General features: G+C 48.6%; 19 protein-coding genes. 13 read left to right on the top strand and 6 right to left on the bottom strand.

The genetic code is table 11. The features are described from left to right. The first annotated feature begins 21 nt into the window (after positions 1 to 21). The 11 genes from def (at position 22) to NFS35_RS19245 (ending at position 10572) form a co-directional block, all read left to right on the top strand. Complete coding sequence (gene def / locus NFS35_RS19290; RefSeq protein WP_251208731.1) at positions 22 to 495, top strand: peptide deformylase; 474 nt, start codon at positions 22 to 24, stop codon at positions 493 to 495. 116 nt (positions 496 to 611) lie between these two features. Beyond that, complete coding sequence (fmt, locus tag NFS35_RS19285) at positions 612 to 1553, top strand: methionyl-tRNA formyltransferase (RefSeq protein WP_251208730.1); 942 nt, start codon at positions 612 to 614, stop codon at positions 1551 to 1553. A gap of 126 nt (positions 1554 to 1679) precedes the next feature. Continuing rightward, positions 1680 to 2372, top strand: a complete 693-nt coding sequence (locus tag NFS35_RS19280) for a zinc metallopeptidase (RefSeq protein ID WP_251208729.1) — start codon at positions 1680 to 1682, stop codon at positions 2370 to 2372. Positions 2373 to 2374: 2 nt separating this feature from the next. Next, positions 2375 to 3814 carry a 16S rRNA (cytosine(967)-C(5))-methyltransferase RsmB gene (rsmB, locus tag NFS35_RS19275; protein ID WP_251208728.1) on the top strand — a complete coding sequence of 480 codons (1440 nt, stop codon included), beginning with the start codon at positions 2375 to 2377 and terminating at the stop codon, positions 3812 to 3814. A 29-nt stretch (positions 3815 to 3843) separates the two neighbouring features. Next, a complete protein-coding gene (gene rlmN, locus NFS35_RS19270; RefSeq protein WP_251208727.1) occupies positions 3844 to 4914 on the top strand; it encodes a 23S rRNA (adenine(2503)-C(2))-methyltransferase RlmN in 1071 nt (356 codons plus the stop codon). Positions 4915 to 5072: 158 nt separating this feature from the next. Further along, positions 5073 to 5759 carry a Stp1/IreP family PP2C-type Ser/Thr phosphatase gene (locus NFS35_RS19265; RefSeq protein ID WP_251208726.1) on the top strand — a complete coding sequence of 229 codons (687 nt, stop codon included), beginning with the start codon at positions 5073 to 5075 and terminating at the stop codon, positions 5757 to 5759. Positions 5760 to 5810: 51 nt separating this feature from the next. Further along, positions 5811 to 7949 (top strand): Stk1 family PASTA domain-containing Ser/Thr kinase, encoded by a 2139-nt coding sequence (gene pknB, locus NFS35_RS19260; protein WP_251208725.1) that lies wholly within the window; start codon positions 5811 to 5813, stop codon positions 7947 to 7949. An 87-nt stretch (positions 7950 to 8036) separates the two neighbouring features. Continuing rightward, positions 8037 to 8939 carry a ribosome small subunit-dependent GTPase A gene (rsgA, locus tag NFS35_RS19255; protein ID WP_251208724.1) on the top strand — a complete coding sequence of 301 codons (903 nt, stop codon included), beginning with the start codon at positions 8037 to 8039 and terminating at the stop codon, positions 8937 to 8939. 527 nt (positions 8940 to 9466) lie between these two features. Next, positions 9467 to 9859 (top strand): cold shock domain-containing protein, encoded by a 393-nt coding sequence (locus NFS35_RS19250; RefSeq protein WP_251208723.1) that lies wholly within the window; start codon positions 9467 to 9469, stop codon positions 9857 to 9859. Positions 9860 to 9870: 11 nt separating this feature from the next. Continuing rightward, the gene (locus NFS35_RS29080; protein ID WP_275564711.1) at positions 9871 to 10005 is read left to right on the top strand and encodes a hypothetical protein; all 135 of its coding nucleotides are present in this window, start codon (positions 9871 to 9873) and stop codon (positions 10003 to 10005) included. A gap of 192 nt (positions 10006 to 10197) precedes the next feature. Beyond that, on the top strand, positions 10198 to 10572 hold the full coding sequence (locus tag NFS35_RS19245) for a hypothetical protein (protein WP_251208722.1): 375 nt from the start codon (positions 10198 to 10200) through the stop codon (positions 10570 to 10572). Positions 10573 to 11207: 635 nt separating this feature from the next. Here the strand turns inward: NFS35_RS19245 and NFS35_RS19240 are convergent. Both NFS35_RS19240 and NFS35_RS19235 read right to left on the bottom strand, forming a co-directional pair. Next, positions 11208 to 11528 (bottom strand): hypothetical protein, encoded by a 321-nt coding sequence (locus NFS35_RS19240; protein WP_251208721.1) that lies wholly within the window; start codon positions 11526 to 11528, stop codon positions 11208 to 11210. Positions 11529 to 11613: 85 nt separating this feature from the next. Continuing rightward, positions 11614 to 11871, bottom strand: coding sequence for a hypothetical protein (locus NFS35_RS19235; RefSeq protein WP_251208720.1), 258 nt, complete (start codon positions 11869 to 11871; stop codon positions 11614 to 11616). Between the two features lie 290 nt (positions 11872 to 12161). On the opposite strand from NFS35_RS19235, the gene NFS35_RS19230 reads away from it, so the two are divergent. Further along, positions 12162 to 12509, top strand: a complete 348-nt coding sequence (locus tag NFS35_RS19230) for a hypothetical protein (RefSeq protein WP_251208719.1) — start codon at positions 12162 to 12164, stop codon at positions 12507 to 12509. A gap of 85 nt (positions 12510 to 12594) precedes the next feature. Continuing rightward, on the top strand, positions 12595 to 12723 hold the full coding sequence (locus NFS35_RS29075) for a hypothetical protein (protein WP_275564710.1): 129 nt from the start codon (positions 12595 to 12597) through the stop codon (positions 12721 to 12723). A 296-nt stretch (positions 12724 to 13019) separates the two neighbouring features. On the opposite strand, the gene NFS35_RS19225 is transcribed toward NFS35_RS29075, so the two are convergent. The 4 genes from NFS35_RS19225 to NFS35_RS19210 all read right to left on the bottom strand — a co-directional run bounded on the left by NFS35_RS19225 (position 13020) and on the right by NFS35_RS19210 (position 15361). Then, positions 13020 to 13373, bottom strand: coding sequence for a response regulator (locus NFS35_RS19225; protein ID WP_251208718.1), 354 nt, complete (start codon positions 13371 to 13373; stop codon positions 13020 to 13022). After that, positions 13370 to 13537, bottom strand: coding sequence for a hypothetical protein (locus tag NFS35_RS19220; RefSeq protein ID WP_251208717.1), 168 nt, complete (start codon positions 13535 to 13537; stop codon positions 13370 to 13372). Before NFS35_RS19220 ends, NFS35_RS19225 begins: the two co-directional genes overlap by 4 nt. Before the next feature lie 18 nt (positions 13538 to 13555). Beyond that, positions 13556 to 14290 carry an ABC transporter permease gene (locus tag NFS35_RS19215; RefSeq protein WP_251208716.1) on the bottom strand — a complete coding sequence of 245 codons (735 nt, stop codon included), beginning with the start codon at positions 14288 to 14290 and terminating at the stop codon, positions 13556 to 13558. Positions 14291 to 14437: 147 nt separating this feature from the next. Further along, entirely contained in the window at positions 14438 to 15361 is a 924-nt protein-coding gene (locus NFS35_RS19210; RefSeq protein WP_160253988.1) for an ABC transporter ATP-binding protein, read from the bottom strand. Between the last annotated feature and the right edge of the window lie 93 nt (positions 15362 to 15454).

Below are 15454 nucleotides of genomic sequence, written 5' to 3'. Positions count from 1 at the left end.
CAATCGGAGGGGACAAGGAAAATGGCAATCAGGAACATACGGGAAATGGGAGAAGAGGTACTTGGGAAGACCTGCAAGCTGGTGACGGAGATGACGCCGCGCACAAAGGAGCTCATCGAGGATATGCTGGACACCATGTACGAATCCAACGGCGTAGGCCTTGCGGCTCCCCAGGTGGGAGTGCTCAAGCGCATCGTGGTGATAGACGTCACAGGGGAGGATCCCTATATCCTCATCAATCCCAGAATCGTAGAGAGCAGCGGCGAGCAGACAGGGATGGAGGCCTGCCTGAGCGTGCCGGGCAAGACAGGCCAGGTCACCAGGCCCAATTATGTCAAGGCGGTGGCGCTGGATGTGAACATGAGGGAATTTGAGGTGGAGGGCACGGAGCTGCTGGCCCGGGCTATCTGTCATGAACTGGACCATCTGGACGGGCATCTGTATGTGGAAAAGGCAGAGGGGCCGCTTCAGGACGCTGTAGAGGAAGAATCGTGAGAAGAAGTTCTAAGCCTGTAAAGTACACAGGCTAAGAACTTCCAGGTTTGCGGCAGATGGAAAGTTTGTTTTGTGTAGGAAGTCCTGATGGTTTGCGGCGAATGGGAGGTTTTGGAATGAAGATTGTATTTATGGGGACGCCGGATTATGCGGCGGTGGCTTTGCAGGCCCTGATTGAGGCGGGACATGAGATTACGGCGGTGGTGACTCAGCCGGATAAGCCTAAGGGGAGGAGCAGCGAGCTGGTCCCTCCTCCGGTGAAGGCTTGTGCCATGGAGCATGGTATTCCGGTGATGCAGCCGAAGCGGATCAAGCGGCCGGAGGCCATAGAAGAGCTGCGCGGATTTCCGGCGGAGGCTTACGTGGTGGCGGCGTTCGGTCAGATTCTGTCCCGGGAGATTCTGGACATTCCGCCTTTTGGCAGCCTGAACATTCATGCCTCTCTGCTGCCGAAATACAGAGGGGCGTCCCCTATCCAGCATGTCATCATAGACGGCGAGGAGCGGACGGGAATCACTATCATGCAGATGGATGCAGGAATTGATACCGGGGACATTCTTTATCAGAAAGAAATCGGGATTTCGGCGGAAGACAATTATGAAACGCTCCACGACAAACTGGCGGCGCTGGGCGGCGAGGCCATCGTGGAGGCTCTGTCCTTGCTGGAACAGGGGAAACTGAAAGCGGTAAAGCAGGATGATGCCTTAAGCTGTTACGCGCCCCTTATCGGCAAGGAGATGGGGGAAATCGATTTTTCCCGGGATGCCATGGCGATAGACCGCCTGATCCGCGGCATGACCCCGTGGCCCAGCGCCTTTACCAGCTATAAGGGGAAGCAGCTGAAGATATGGCGGGCAGAGCCCGCGGTGGCAGAGAACGTCTTCGGACGTACCCCGGGGGAAATCCTGGGGACGGATAAGGATTCCGTGACTGTGGCTGCGGGACAGGGAGCGCTGCGCATCCGCGAGCTGCAGTTAGCGGGGAAAAAGAGGATGACGGCCCATGATTTCCTGCTTGGAGTCAGAATGCGGCCGGGAGAAGTCCTGGGAGAAGAGTGACAGAGATATTTTCCGTGACTTGTCTGCAACGCTGCAGGATGAAAAGCGGCGAATGCATTTGCCTGCAGGAAAGACAGTGGTCTGGGAGACAGGCCCCGCAGATGGGGCCGGAACAGGAGGTAAAGTATGTATTGGGATCCTACGTATATCCTGGTAATCATCGGTATGCTTATCTGCATGGGCGCCAGCGCCATGGTGAACAGCGCCATGAGTAAATACAGCAGAGTGCGCAATGTCAGGAACATGACAGGGGCCGAGGCGGCCAGACAGATTCTGAACAATGAAGGCCTGTACAATGTACAGGTGGAATGCCTGCCCTCGAACAGCGGGGACCATTATGACCCCCGCACCAATACCGTGCGGCTGTCCGCGGGGAATTACAATTACGCTTCCGTGACGGCGGTGGGGGTGGCGGCCCATGAATGCGGCCATGCCATTCAGCACGCAAAGGGCTATGCGCCGCTGAACATCAGATCGGCTCTGGTGCCGGTGGTGAATATCGCAAGCCGCCTGGGGATGCCCCTGATTTTGCTGGGTGTGATTTTAAGCTGGAATCAGACTTTGATTCAGATTGGTATCCTGGCATTCTCTCTGGCGGTGGTGTTCCAGCTGGTGACGCTGCCGGTGGAGTTCAATGCCTCTGCCAGGGCGGTGGCGAAAGTGGAGCAGTACGGGCTGCTGACCTCGCAGGAGGCAAAAGGCTGTAAAAAGGTGCTCACCGCGGCAGCCATGACCTATGTGGCGGCGACGGCTTCCGCCGGATTGCAGCTGCTGCGTTTGGTACTGCTCTTTGGCGGCAATAATAGAAGGAGAGACTGACAGTGGGCGTGAACGCGCGGGAACTTGTGCTGGATATACTGCTTGCCCTGGAGCGGGAGGAGGATTACTCCCACAGGCTGATCAAAGCGGTATTGGACAAATATGACTATCTGGAGGGCCGGGAAAAGGCTTTTATCAAGCGGGTGACAGAGGGGACGCTGGAGCGGGGACTGGAGCTGGATTATTATCTGAATCATTATTCCAGTCTGCCCGTAAATAAGATGCGGCCCCTGATACGCTGCCTGATGCGTATGAGCGTCTATCAGCTGGTATACATGGATGCGGTGCCTGACAGCGCCGTGTGCGACGAGGCCTGCAAGCTGGCTGCCAGGCGGGGGTTCCAGAGCCTGAAAGGCTTTGTGAACGGCGTGCTTCGCAGGATTTCCAGAGAAAAAGGCCCGAAGTGCACGGGCATAAGAAATCTCCCCCTGCCGGATGAAATAACGTCCCCTGTTTTACATGATTCCGTCAAATATTCCATGCCGGAATGGCTGGTGGAGCTGTGGCAGAGGGAATATGGCCGGGAGATTACCAGAACCATTTTGCGGGGACTGATGGCGATTCACCCGGTATCCCTGCGCTTTTCCCTTGGAATACCGGAGGCAGAGCGGGAAAGACTGTGCGCATCCATGAGGGAGAAAGGGATGACGCTGAGACAGAGCCCCTATCTGCCGTATGTGTACCTGGTGGAACATGCGGAGGGAGCGGAAATGCTGGCGGGATTTGGGCAGGGGCTGTGCACGGTGCAGGACATCAGTTCAGTGCTGGCGGTGGAATCGGCAGGAATCGGCGAGTCGGATTTTGTGGTGGATGTCTGCGCCGCACCGGGCGGGAAGAGCATTTTGGCATCCGAGAAAGCCAGTCGCGGAAAAGTGCTGGCAAGAGATTTGTCGGAGGAGAAGCTTGGCAGGATAGCGGAGAACGCAAAGCGCATGAAAGCTGAAAATATACAGCTGCAGCTGTTTGACGGTACATGTACGGATGAAAGCCTTTTGGGGAAAGCGGATGTGGTTCTGCTGGACGTGCCCTGCTCCGGGCTGGGAGTCATGGGCAAGAAAAGGGATATCAAATATCGGATAAAGCCGGAGAATCTGGAGAGTCTGCAGGAGCTTCAGCGGCAGATTGTGAAAGCCAGCGCCGGATATGTAAAGCCGGGCGGGACGCTTCTCTACAGCACCTGCACCATCCACAGCAGGGAGAATCAGGCTATGGTGCGCTTTCTGGTAAGAGACCTTGGGTTCGAGCCGGTATCTTTGGAGGGTGTGCTGCCTAAGGAGGTTCTTGCCGTGAAGAGACAGATGGCGGCACAGCTGGAGATAAGCGGGACAGCGCCTGCCATTCCGCTTACAGAGGCGGAAGAGGCGGCGTGTATACAGCTTCTGCCGGGATTTTTTGAGGCGGACGGCTTTTTCCTGGCAAGGTTCAGGCGTATAAACCCATGAGAAAATGAAAAAAGGAAATGGATAAAACAATGGATAAAGGAATCAGGAAAAGAATTGATGTCAAGTCCCTGACGCTGCCGGAGCTCATGGCAGAGATGACCTCCATAGGGGAAAAGGGATTTCGTGCCAGACAGATGTACGAGTGGATGCATGTGAAGCTTGCAAGGGATTTTGAGGGGATGACGAACCTCTCCAAGGCCCTGCGGGAGGAGTGCAGGCAGCGGTATACCTATACGGCCCTGCATGCAGTCCGCGTGCAGGAATCCAAAATCGACGGCACGAAAAAGTTTCTGTTCGAGCTGTCGGACGGAAATTTAGTAGAAAGCGTCTGGATGCAGTATAAGCACGGCAACAGTGTCTGCATCTCCTCCCAGGTGGGCTGCCGGATGGGCTGCGGTTTCTGTGCCTCCACGCTGGGGGGACTGGAGCGGAACCTGACGCCTGCGGAGATGCTGGATCAGGTTTATGCCATCACGCTACTGACAGGGGAGCGGGTGAGCAATGTGGTGGTCATGGGCATAGGAGAACCTCTGGATAATTACGATAATTTGCTGACGTTCATCCGGATGCTCACGGATGAGGACGGGCTTCATATCAGCCAGAGGAATGTGACAGTATCTACCTGCGGCCTTGTGCCCCGGATGAAGCTGTTGGCCAGGGAGAAACTGCAGATTACGCTGGCGCTGTCCCTGCATGCCACCACGGATGAGAAGCGCATGCAGCTGATGCCCATAGCGAAGCGGTATCCGATTGAAGAGCTGATGGAGGCCTGCGCGTATTATTTCGAGGAGACCGGCAGGCGGATTACTTTGGAGTATAGTCTGATCAGGGGAGTCAATGATTCGGAGCGGGACGCGGAGAGGCTCTGCCGTCTTGCCAGGCCTTTGCGCTGCCACATCAATCTGATTCCGGTGAATCCTGTGAAAGAGCGGGATTTCACCCGGCCGGATGCGGACAGAATCAGGGCTTTCCAAAATATACTTGAAAAAAATAGAATTAATGGTAGTATTAGAAGGGAAATGGGCCGGGATATTGACGGGGCCTGCGGGCAGCTCCGCAATGCGGCAGGAGTTTCCAAGTCTGCAAAGGACGCAGGCTAAGAAAGTCTAAATCCCGCGTGGCAGAACCCGGTGAAGAGGATTCTGCCGGACTTGCGCCGGCTTTCGGGTTTGCGTTTTTAGTAGTGTATCAGGGGATATGGAGGAAATAAAGCGTGCTAAAGACATTTTCCGTAACAAATATCGGCAGGAAGAGGAAAATGAATCAGGATTACGTGTATTCGTCAGAGCAGCCCATAGGGCGTCTGCCCAATCTGTTTCTGGTGGCGGACGGCATGGGAGGCCATAACGCGGGGGAATACGCGTCAAAGGTCACGGTGGAGACGATTGTGGAATATATAGCGGATTCGCCGGAGACGGATGCCGCGCGCATTTTTGACGGGGCGATACATTCTGCCAATGCACGGATACGCAGGCTGGCGGCAGCGTCTTCGCTGTTAGCCGGCATGGGGACTACGGTGGTGGCGGCTACCTGTGAGGGGGACCGCCTGTCTGTGGCGAATGTGGGGGACAGCAGGCTGTATATAGTGGGACGCCGGGGAATACGGCAGATTACCAGGGACCATTCCTGGGTAGAGGAAATGGTGCAGAGAGGCGGAATCGGCAGGGAGGAAGCGAGGAACCACCCGGATAAGAATATCATTACGAGAGCGGTGGGGGCCGAGGATACGGTGAAGGCAGATTTCTTTTCCGTGCGCCTGGAAGAGGGGGATACGGTTCTGATGTGTACGGACGGGCTGACCAATATGCTGGAGGATGAAGAGATACGGATGATTATGAATGGGGCCCGGGACATCGTGGAAAGGGCGCAGGAGCTGGTGGAGGCTGCCAATGACAACGGCGGCAAGGACAATATCAGCGTGATTTTGATTGAACCTCTGGCATAATACAGGCGGAAAGTCCCTGTTTTGTCCGAATAGTTAGAATGGAGAACGTATATGGTTAAAATTGGAATGATGATAGGAGACCGCTATGAGGTATTGGAGAAAATCGGTACAGGCGGCATGTCAGATGTATATAAAGCAAAATGTCATAAGCTGAACCGTTTTGTGGCCATCAAGGTCCTGAAACAGGAGTTCAGTGAAAACGCTAATTTTGTGTCGAAATTCCGTACAGAAGCCCAGGCGGCGGCCGGGCTGATGCATCCCAACATCGTGAATGTGTACGATGTTGGCGAGGAGAACGGCATTTACTATATAGTCATGGAGCTTGTGGAGGGCATCACCCTCAAGAAGTATATCGAGAAGAAGGCCAGGCTGTCTTTCAAGGAGGCTGTCAGCATCGCCATACAGGTCAGCATGGGAATTGAGGCGGCCCACAACAATCACATTATCCACAGGGACATCAAGCCGCAGAACATCATCATTTCAAAGGACGGAAAGGTGAAAGTGACGGATTTCGGCATCGCGAAAGCCGCCACCAGTAATACCATCACCTCCAATGTGATGGGATCCGTCCACTATACATCGCCGGAGCAGGCCAGGGGCGGCTACAGCGATGAGAAGAGCGATATCTATTCCCTGGGCATCACCATATTCGAGATGCTCACCGGCAGAGTGCCCTTTAACGGGGAGACCACGGTGGCCATCGCCATCAAGCATATCCAGGAGGAGCTGCCCTCGCCCAAGGAATTCGTCCCGGAAATCCCTGCCAGCGTGGAAGGCATCGTGATGAAATGCTGTCAGAAATCTCCTGACCGCAGATACCAGAACATGCAGGAGCTGATTGCCGATCTGAAGCAGTCTCTGATGAATCCGGAGGAGGTCATCGTGCAGAATGACCCGGACATGGAGGCGGGCACCCGCAAGATTACGGACAGCGAGAGGGCGCAGATTAAGCGCCGGACAGCCTATCATGAGCGGGATTACGAGGAGATGGAAGAGAGGCATTCCAGAGAGGAGTCCATGCGCCTGCGGGCCGAGTCCGAGCCCGTATATGAGGATGAGGAGGAGCCGGAGGACGAGGACGATTACGATTATAACCCCAAGATGGAGAAAGTGACTACTTTTCTCGCCCTGATAGCAGGAGTGGTCATCTGCGTGATTGTGGTAGTTCTGGCCATCAAGGTATTCGGAGACCGCGGCGACGGGAAAGAGGAGAATAATCCGCTGATTGCTTCGGAGGAAGAGTCCCCTACACCGTCGCCGGAAGTAAAATATGTGAAGATGCCGGAGGTAAGGGGCAAGAGCGTGGAAGAGGCCAGGAATGAGCTGAAGGAACTGGAAATCGAGTCTGAGGTGGGCTACGAGGAATCGGACGAGGTGGAGATGGGCAAGGTAATCAGCGCGGATGTGGAAGCCGGTACAGAAATCGAGGCAGGAAGCAAGGTGAAGCTGGTGGCAAGTGCAGGCCCCCAGGGCGTGGAGGTGCCCTCGGTGACAGGGATTTCCTATGAGGAGGCGCAGAGCAGACTTGCTGCCGAGGGATTCACAGTGACAAGGGAGGAGGCGTCCTCCAACGATGTGGCCGAGGGGCTGATCATCTCCCAGGTGCCTGCCGCCCAGACCAAGGTGGCAAAGGGGACCAATATCACTGTCATAGTGAGCCAGGGCAAGGAGAAAATCCGGGTGCCGAACCTGATAGGGCAGTCGGAGGCAGACGGCAGAGTGGAAATACAGGAGGCCGGACTGCAGATTGGGGATGTGGCCTATGAGAGCAGCGATGAACAGGGGGAAGGAAAGATTTTTTACCAGAGCTACTCAAAAGGCTCCTATGTGGAACCGGGGACTACTATAGACATCAGGGTCAGCACAGGGCCGAAAGCTGTCACTTATAAATGTAATGCCAGCATTCTGGCTCCCTCTGTGGAGGAGGCGCCGGATTACTCGTCCGGGACAGAGGTGCTGATTACGCTGGTCACGGATGACGGCAATGTGCTTTTGGAGACAAGGACGGCAAGCTTCCCCCAGGCGGCGAATTATTATGGGCTGACTGCTTCGGGAGGTACTATCACTATGACTTATACCGTGACTATAGAGGGGGAGCCTGGTGTGGATTCCGAGGGCAATCCCATTGCTCCGGAGCCCGCCACGGAGGAGAGAAGCTTTACCAGAAGAATCGAGTTTGTGGAGGAGTAGCGGGCACGGATTTGACGGCCTGGCGGCTTTGAGCTTGCGGGATTCCGCAGTGCCATGGAAATTTGGAGGTCAGCCCGGAAAGAGATTATGAGGGGAAGAATCATCAAGGGAATCGCGGGATTCTATTATGTGTGCTGCGAAGACAGGATATATGAATGCAAGGCGAAGGGCGTGTTCCGCAAGGACAACCGAAAGCCTCTGGTGGGCGACCGGGTGGAGATGGACGTGCTGGACGAGGCAGAGGGGCTGGGCAATATCAGCCGGCTGCTGCCCAGGGACAGTGAACTGATACGCCCCGCGGTGGCAAATGTGGATCAGGCTCTGGTGATTTTCGCCATCGTCAAACCCCGGCCGAATTTCAACCTGCTGGACCGGTTCCTGATTATGATGGGGCAGCAGGGGATCGACTGCATCATCTGTTTCAACAAGCTGGACATGGACGAGGACGGAAGCAGCAAAGAACACAGGAAGATTTACGATGCCTGCGGCTACCGCACTCTGGCGGTCAGCGCGAAGCAGGGGCTGGGCATAGAGGAACTGAAATCCCTGCTGGCCGGACATACCACCGCTGTGGCCGGACCCAGCGGCGTGGGGAAGTCCTCTCTCATCAACTGCCTGCAGAGCGGCGTGGTCATGGAGACCGGCGAAATCAGCGCGAAGATTGAGCGCGGGAAACATACCACCAGGCATTCTGAACTGATAGCCATAGGGGAGGGCGCTTATATTCTGGACACCCCCGGGTTCAGCTCGCTGGGGCTGTTCGATTTGGAGAAAGAACAGCTGGCGGGCTTTTACCCGGAATTTGCGGCCTGTGAGAAATTCTGCCGGTTCGGCGGCTGCGCGCATATCGGGGAAAAGGACTGCGGCGTGAAGACGGCGGTGGCGGAGGGCACCGTCAGCAGGATGCGCTATGAGAACTATTGCCTGTTGTATGAGGAGCTGAATCAGATGCGGCAGCGGGAAGGGAACCGGAGGCAGCGGGGCAGGTGATTACGCTATGACGGATGAAAATGCATGAAAAAATGAGCGAAATATAGAGAAAGGAAGAAGCCTGAAAATATAAGGCTTTCTGGATGGGTTAAAGAGAAAATGAAATTAGGAATCGTTGTTTTACTAGCGATTTCATGTAATTCTATATAACTCCATGAATTGCTATAAAGTAGCATGAATAAAGGGTTTGCAGGAAACTCAAAGTGTATGAAACACCATATAATTCTATATAGTTCGATAGATAAATGGTGCGGTAATGGTGCGGTAAAAGAGTTTGGCACAAAATAGAATATTTGGACATCTGAATAAGTCCATTATTGATTATAGAAATATAGTCGATGGTGGGCTTATTTTAGTGCCTGAATCCCACAGACACATAAATACACACAAAATCTATACATCATCCATCAAAGCCCTTATATGGGCACCACAGCGCGTTACAGGGGTATCCTACGCCCTTGCATCCCAGTAACTTAAAACAACAATTTCATTACTACAGAAAATCTACAGGAGGAGATCAGGAGACTATGTATGGCAAGGTAACGAGATATTTCCAGGATAGGGGCTACGGCTTCATCCTTGGAGAGGACAGGAAGACTTATTTCATCCATCATGCCAATCTTGACGGCGAGCATATAGAAAGGGGATGCAGTGTCCACTTCAAGCCGTTCCAGAATGAGCGGAGCGATAATAATGCCATGGGTGTCATCGTGGTTGATGCGCCTGAGAAGGGCAAAGAAAAGGAATCTTCCAATAGCAGAAAGAAGAAGCCCAGGCACCGTAAACCATGCAATGCAGATAAGGTTATCCTGGATGACAGGAAATTCAAAAGGTTCGTAAAAGCATTTTTTGAGGAACAGGAAGAAATGAAGGATGCCATGGAAGCATCTGATGGCAAGCACTATGAAAGGAGAAAGTGAAAGCGGCTGAGATGGAACAGAAGGAAAAGAGAGAAGCGGAGGAGATGCAGCAGAGGATGTATGACAACATCAGCGGACTGGTCAGGATTAACCCAAAGCTTGCAGAGGGTTATCTACAGATACTGAAAAAGCATGATGTCATCTAAGCGGTTTATAGGGGCATATCGGATAGGGGGACTTATCTGGTATGCCCTATTTTTTTACGGTTTCATACTATATGTAGAAATAAAGATGTATTTGTGGTATGATATCCATGTAAATATTTTTTGCCATGCAACAAATGAATCAGTATTTTGAATCCTTAAGAAGGATTGTCATCTGCACCAGGAGGCCAGAACATGAAGTTACCATTTAAGAAGAATAAAGAAATAGTCTTCCAGAAAGTGAAGAGCCAACAAGGATTCACATTGGAAAACCAGGAAGGAAAGCTTACTGATTTCAGGGATGTAGACATCGAGGATTATCTGTCGGATATGTTCGTTACACCAGATGAATTTGTGATTCTGACAGCATCTGTGGCACAAAATAAAGTCCGCTATGTCCAAGCCTGTATACATGATGGTGAAATCGAGGTAGAATTGGGGATTGAGGAGGAAGGAACACGACTGTATTATAAAATGTGTTCTGAGGAAGAATGTTATCGAATCTTTCTTGACTTTTATGAGGACAGGTTTATTCCGGATATGAGAGAGTACAAGCCGGTAGAGTTTTGATAGGATTATATTGATAACTGGCTGATTAAGGAGCCTGTTTTTAGAGGGGTATAGGGTATACATTAGGTACTTATATATTTTAGATGGAAACATACCCCCTACCCCTATATATCTGGTTCGGTGGGGCTGAAAAATAGGCCTGATGTATAGAATGAACAGATGGGCGCTTCCCCGACTCAAAACATTCAAAAAATAATGTAAACCCACCTGGGCTACATGCAGCACTACCTTTTCAGCCATGCTAATCATGCCCTAAAACGGCCAATCAGACTGCCATTTACAAAGCGATATTTGCCCCATTTAGCCACTTTTCTATCAAGCCGATAAAGTATACACCAAAGCAATTTAAAGCCGAATTTGCCCCCAAAATCATTTATATAGCTATAATCAGAACCAAGTAAAAAAAGGCCGTGAAAGTCAATCCTATGGCCTTGAATCATGTATCTACGGCATTTCCATTCTTTATATTGCCAGGGTGTAGCCAATCAAACGGTTACACCCATTTTTTACGATTTTCTGTAACATGCTTCTATGCTTCCAGTACCATCTGCATGGTATCGACTCTAGTGCTGCCGTAATAGTCCCTTATGGCCTCCATGCTCAGCGTCTTGTGGCTCCTTTTCCTGAAAACCTCGCTATGCCAATACCATTATTTCAATCTCGATTCCTGAAAAGTTGATTATCTTCTGAAGCACTTCACGCAAGGCCTTGTCATTCTCCCAGTCGTACATGTTAGCGTTATAGGCTGACTTTGCTTTGTCTGTTTCTTCCTGACCGTCTGCCGACTTGCTTTCGTGCCTGTCTTTCAGCACCTTGAAAAGCTTATCATATTCGACATTTACAGCTTTCATGATTTCTTCAGATCCACCGTTGTCAGGGTGAAACCTCTTAAGCAACTCCTTGTACTGCCTCCGTAGCTGTTCCAGCGTGTTCACATTGATGAAATATCTTCCCATACCTGAATACCTCCATGAATGAAAAATGCAAAGCCTTTGACAATCCAATAGGCCTTGCATCCTTTTTTTGGTATTCGGTTTTCAGTTAGATCAGTGAGCCACTGCCTGTTTCAAGCCATTTCCTGTTTTCGGCTGTAGCTGCGAGTGCGTCAAGGGCTACTCCATAGACATTTTCAATCTTACGGTCAATTTTGAACAGTTCTCCTTGTGTTTTAGTCTCTTCCACTGCCAGCCTGTCCACTTTCTTTTCCAGTTGTGCCACTCTTTGGTTGATTTCCTTTACTTCCGTTTTCATCTCTTGCATTTCGGCTAAAAGCAAATCAAGCTTTTCACTATCAGTCATACGCTTGTACCTCCCAATGTAATGAGTATACCACATTCAGGATGCAAAGTCTATTGAATTGTCAATGTGCTTTGGTTAGTGGGTATGGGCGGATATCCTGGGAGATGACCTGAAACCGTTTGAGAAAGTCAGCTTCTTCAATGTGTTAAGGGTTAAGTGATAGGCCAACAACAACAGGGAGTGACGGTCAAGCCGTGGGAGATTCAGTTCTCCGCTTCCCTATCGGTAGAAATACCAACAACCAAAGAACACTAACAAACCAAACAAAACGAAAGGACAGGTAAAAAACTATGATGTACAGCGAATTCCTCACACTGTCAGGCAAGACCGAAAACTACATATCCTACACCGAATACACAAACGAGATTGAGCCTATCTACACCGATTGCGAACTATCCAAAGCTGATTTTATAAAGCTTATGGATACGGCATTCAGCATGATCGTGCATCCAGCAGTCGAAAAGAAGATAAGTTCCCTTGCTGGTAATTGGAAATATTGTTTAGCCTTTGAAAGTAGACATACTGATAATCCTGAAGTAGCCAAAACAGCACAAGCTGCAAGGGAACGAGTAGAAAAGGTTGACAGGGCAGCACGGAAAGTGGCATACGAATACATGAAAGTTTTCTCACAACTGTAAATCCCCTGAAGAGTCTTTGAGAATTAAGACGAAATGCCCGTGACAGGGCATCGGGATACATAAACCACAACGAGGAGGATATACAATGACGGCAAAAGAAATCTTTAAAAAATCGCTGCGGGATGCTGAAGAGTATGCTAAAAAGAATGAACTGAATTTCATCGTTTATATGAGCGGCAAAAAAATAAGCGCACAATGCTGGAAAAACTCTTGATAGAGTACAAAGAAAATAGCAATTTAGATTTTGACTTGGGAGTCATCGACAAAGAGAGACACGATATTGAAATGAGGATTTACGAAATTCTTAAAAAGTCAATTGAAAGCTATAGCGGTGACGATTGCATGAGCAGATGGATAACTGCCCGAAAAAAGAACATAAAAAATCCCTCCAAACACAAAAACAGGTTTAGAGGGTAAATCATTTTTTATTCAGGCATGAAGATGCAGCCCGCCAAAACGCTGTTTTTTTATTTGGCAGACATATACATTTTCGCCACACTAATTAATCAGTCAATTGCTTCTATCGCAATTATTTTTAATTTGCGTCAGAAAATCAGAAGAAGTTTTCGATATAAAGACAGCACCATAACATTTTGCTATTTTAATTTCAAAACAGTCATCTTTTCCAGACATAAGAATAAACGGAATTTCTATATGGTTTTTCCTCAGTGAATCCAATATATCCAAACCTGTTCCATCTTTCATCTCCAAATCAGAACATATCGAATCCATCTCTATTTCTCCAATTATCGCCATTGCTTCTGAAACACCTGTTGCAGTATGCACTTCAAAATCTCGTTCTAATGCCTGTGCTAAAATCTTTAAGAAATCTGTGAAATCGTCAACTAACAATATTCGCTTCATATTTTCACCTCCAATCTGTGGATTATCTTGTCCGCACTTTCCCAAATAGCAGAAATAATCATAAATAATATTTCCATAAGTATCAGCAGGATTCCAATCAAGACAATATCTATTCCCATGATTACATGAACACAAAATTCTTTAAAATTATTCCATTTTCTCACTCGATAATCCTCTTGTTCTTACTTATACTTATCTCCACGTTTCACCTTATAAAAAACTTTCACAGAAACAACAGTTATCAAAACAAAAAGCATTACATCTACGATATATATTAGATTTTTCCCATCCGTTGCTATTGACGAAAGTTGATTGCCAAACAAAATATTTAACATACTGGATAAGGGATGCGTTCCTGCCAACTGTGAAATCCCGATTATTCCTGACAACGAATAGATAAAGCATACTGTACTTGAAAAAATCGTGTTTCCTGATGTCAAAGCAGTTACCAGAAACACAGGAAACATTGTAAATGGCATAGCCAATGCAATAAGCAGAAAGAATCTTATCAGCATCAAAATCTGATAAATGCATATGTCCGTACTCCTGCATATAACAGCACTAACTACAATGAGCAGACAGTTTAGCAACATAATGATAACCGCAGCCAAAAACGAAAACAGAATTTTTACATAAAATAGTTGGTTCATTGAAACAGGGATTTGCAGCAATTCTTTCAAAGTATCGTTTTTGTATTCCGCATGGTATATCTCAATAAAGAGCAGCCCTAACAGAAACGGAAGGAGCATAGCTAAATAGCTGCTATATTTCATATAAAAATCTTCGAAGCTCTTTTGTGGGACATGATAATTCCAAAATGCCATACCTGCCCAAAATAAGAGTAATACTCCCGTAATGATAAGTATGGTCTTCTGTCTCTTAAGTTTTGAAAATTCAGTTTGTATCAGATTAATCATAAAGATTCCTCCTTGCAAGAGTTATAATGAGCAAAGAAAAAAACAAGCATACTGCAAGTACAAATATTGCTGCTGACATCTGGTAATTAGAGAAATTTGGTTCATATTTTCTGCCGTTTTATCTTTCTAAACTCTGTATCCAACATTTTAAGCAATGCCAACACCTCCAGTAATTTCTTTAAAATAATCCTCAAGACTTTCATCACAAACCCTACTTTCATAAACACCAATGTTATTCGTTATAAACTCTTGATTTATCCTGCTTAAATCAATGTCCGTATCATAAACCCGCATAACATTATCATCTTCAATAAGATAATTTACTCCGCCGCATTTCTGCTCCAGAATCCGAGCCGCGGTTACTGTAGATGATACACGGAATAAAACATATTTCTGGTTTTTCTTTCTCAATTCGTCCATGCTGCTTTCTTCCAGCAGGTTTCCTTCGTGAATGATTCCTATATCATCTGCAAGCAGGTCAATCTCTGATAGGATATGACTGGAAATCAAGATAGTTTTCCCTCGTTCTTTGCTTAAATCCTGCAAAAATTTTCTGATTTCCGCTATGCCAATCGGGTCAAGACCATTTATCGGTTCGTCAAGAATCAACAGTTCGGGGTCATGCATGATAGCATTTGCAATTCCAAGCCGTTGCTTCATGCCAAGAGAATACTTGCTAAACAGCTTTTTATCTCGATATGGCAGTCCTACAACATCTAACGCATTTTTTACAGCATCTGGGCGGGATGTACCACGCAACTTTGCAAAAATCTCCAGATTTTCCGTTCCAGTCAGATTCGGATAAAACCCAGGCGTTTCAATGATTGCACCAATACGAGGGTATATCCTTTTTTCCTGTCCTTTGATGTTTTTCCCAAACACCTGCACTTCTCCAGATGTAATGGAAGTCAATCCTAAAATCATTTTCATAATCGTTGTCTTTCCTGCTCCGTTACGTCCAAGCAGCCCATAGATACGCCCCTTTTTCACGTGCAGGTTTACGGACTTGACAGCTTTCTGTTCTCCATAAATCTTTGTTAAATTCTCTGTTTTAATTACCAAATCATTCATATTTTTTCCTTTCTATCCCTAAAGTCGGATTATAAGTACTCAAAACGATAAAAACCAATATGCCGGCATCAAGAAACCTTGATTTTATCAGCA

Origin of the sequence: Acetatifactor aquisgranensis, from assembly GCF_943193215.1 — a bacterium.
GTDB classification, from domain to species: domain Bacteria; phylum Bacillota; class Clostridia; order Lachnospirales; family Lachnospiraceae; genus Acetatifactor; species Acetatifactor aquisgranensis.
The sequence above is the reverse complement of the archived record's forward strand: the minus strand, read 5'-3'. Positions and strand labels throughout refer to the sequence as shown.

Excerpts from the sequence above, each read along its gene's own strand:
- def (WP_251208731.1), top strand. The coding sequence starts at position 22 with ATGGCAATCAGGAACATACGGGAAATGGGAGAAGAGGTACTTGGGAAG.
- fmt (WP_251208730.1), top strand. The coding sequence starts at position 612 with ATGAAGATTGTATTTATGGGGACGCCGGATTATGCGGCGGTGGCTTTG.
- NFS35_RS19280 (WP_251208729.1), top strand. The coding sequence starts at position 1,680 with ATGTATTGGGATCCTACGTATATCCTGGTAATCATCGGTATGCTTATC.
- rlmN (WP_251208727.1), top strand. The coding sequence starts at position 3,844 with ATGGATAAAGGAATCAGGAAAAGAATTGATGTCAAGTCCCTGACGCTG.
- NFS35_RS19265 (WP_251208726.1), top strand. The coding sequence starts at position 5,073 with ATGAATCAGGATTACGTGTATTCGTCAGAGCAGCCCATAGGGCGTCTG.
- pknB (WP_251208725.1), top strand. The coding sequence starts at position 5,811 with ATGGTTAAAATTGGAATGATGATAGGAGACCGCTATGAGGTATTGGAG.
- rsgA (WP_251208724.1), top strand. The coding sequence starts at position 8,037 with ATGAGGGGAAGAATCATCAAGGGAATCGCGGGATTCTATTATGTGTGC.
- NFS35_RS19250 (WP_251208723.1), top strand. The coding sequence starts at position 9,467 with ATGTATGGCAAGGTAACGAGATATTTCCAGGATAGGGGCTACGGCTTC.
- NFS35_RS29080 (WP_275564711.1), top strand. The coding sequence starts at position 9,871 with ATGGAACAGAAGGAAAAGAGAGAAGCGGAGGAGATGCAGCAGAGGATG.
- NFS35_RS19245 (WP_251208722.1), top strand. The coding sequence starts at position 10,198 with ATGAAGTTACCATTTAAGAAGAATAAAGAAATAGTCTTCCAGAAAGTG.
- NFS35_RS19240 (WP_251208721.1), bottom strand. The coding sequence starts at position 11,528 with ATGGGAAGATATTTCATCAATGTGAACACGCTGGAACAGCTACGGAGG.
- NFS35_RS19235 (WP_251208720.1), bottom strand. The coding sequence starts at position 11,871 with ATGACTGATAGTGAAAAGCTTGATTTGCTTTTAGCCGAAATGCAAGAG.
- NFS35_RS19230 (WP_251208719.1), top strand. The coding sequence starts at position 12,162 with ATGATGTACAGCGAATTCCTCACACTGTCAGGCAAGACCGAAAACTAC.
- NFS35_RS29075 (WP_275564710.1), top strand. The coding sequence starts at position 12,595 with ATGACGGCAAAAGAAATCTTTAAAAAATCGCTGCGGGATGCTGAAGAG.
- NFS35_RS19225 (WP_251208718.1), bottom strand. The coding sequence starts at position 13,373 with ATGAAGCGAATATTGTTAGTTGACGATTTCACAGATTTCTTAAAGATT.
- NFS35_RS19215 (WP_251208716.1), bottom strand. The coding sequence starts at position 14,290 with ATGATTAATCTGATACAAACTGAATTTTCAAAACTTAAGAGACAGAAG.
- NFS35_RS19210 (WP_160253988.1), bottom strand. The coding sequence starts at position 15,361 with ATGAATGATTTGGTAATTAAAACAGAGAATTTAACAAAGATTTATGGA.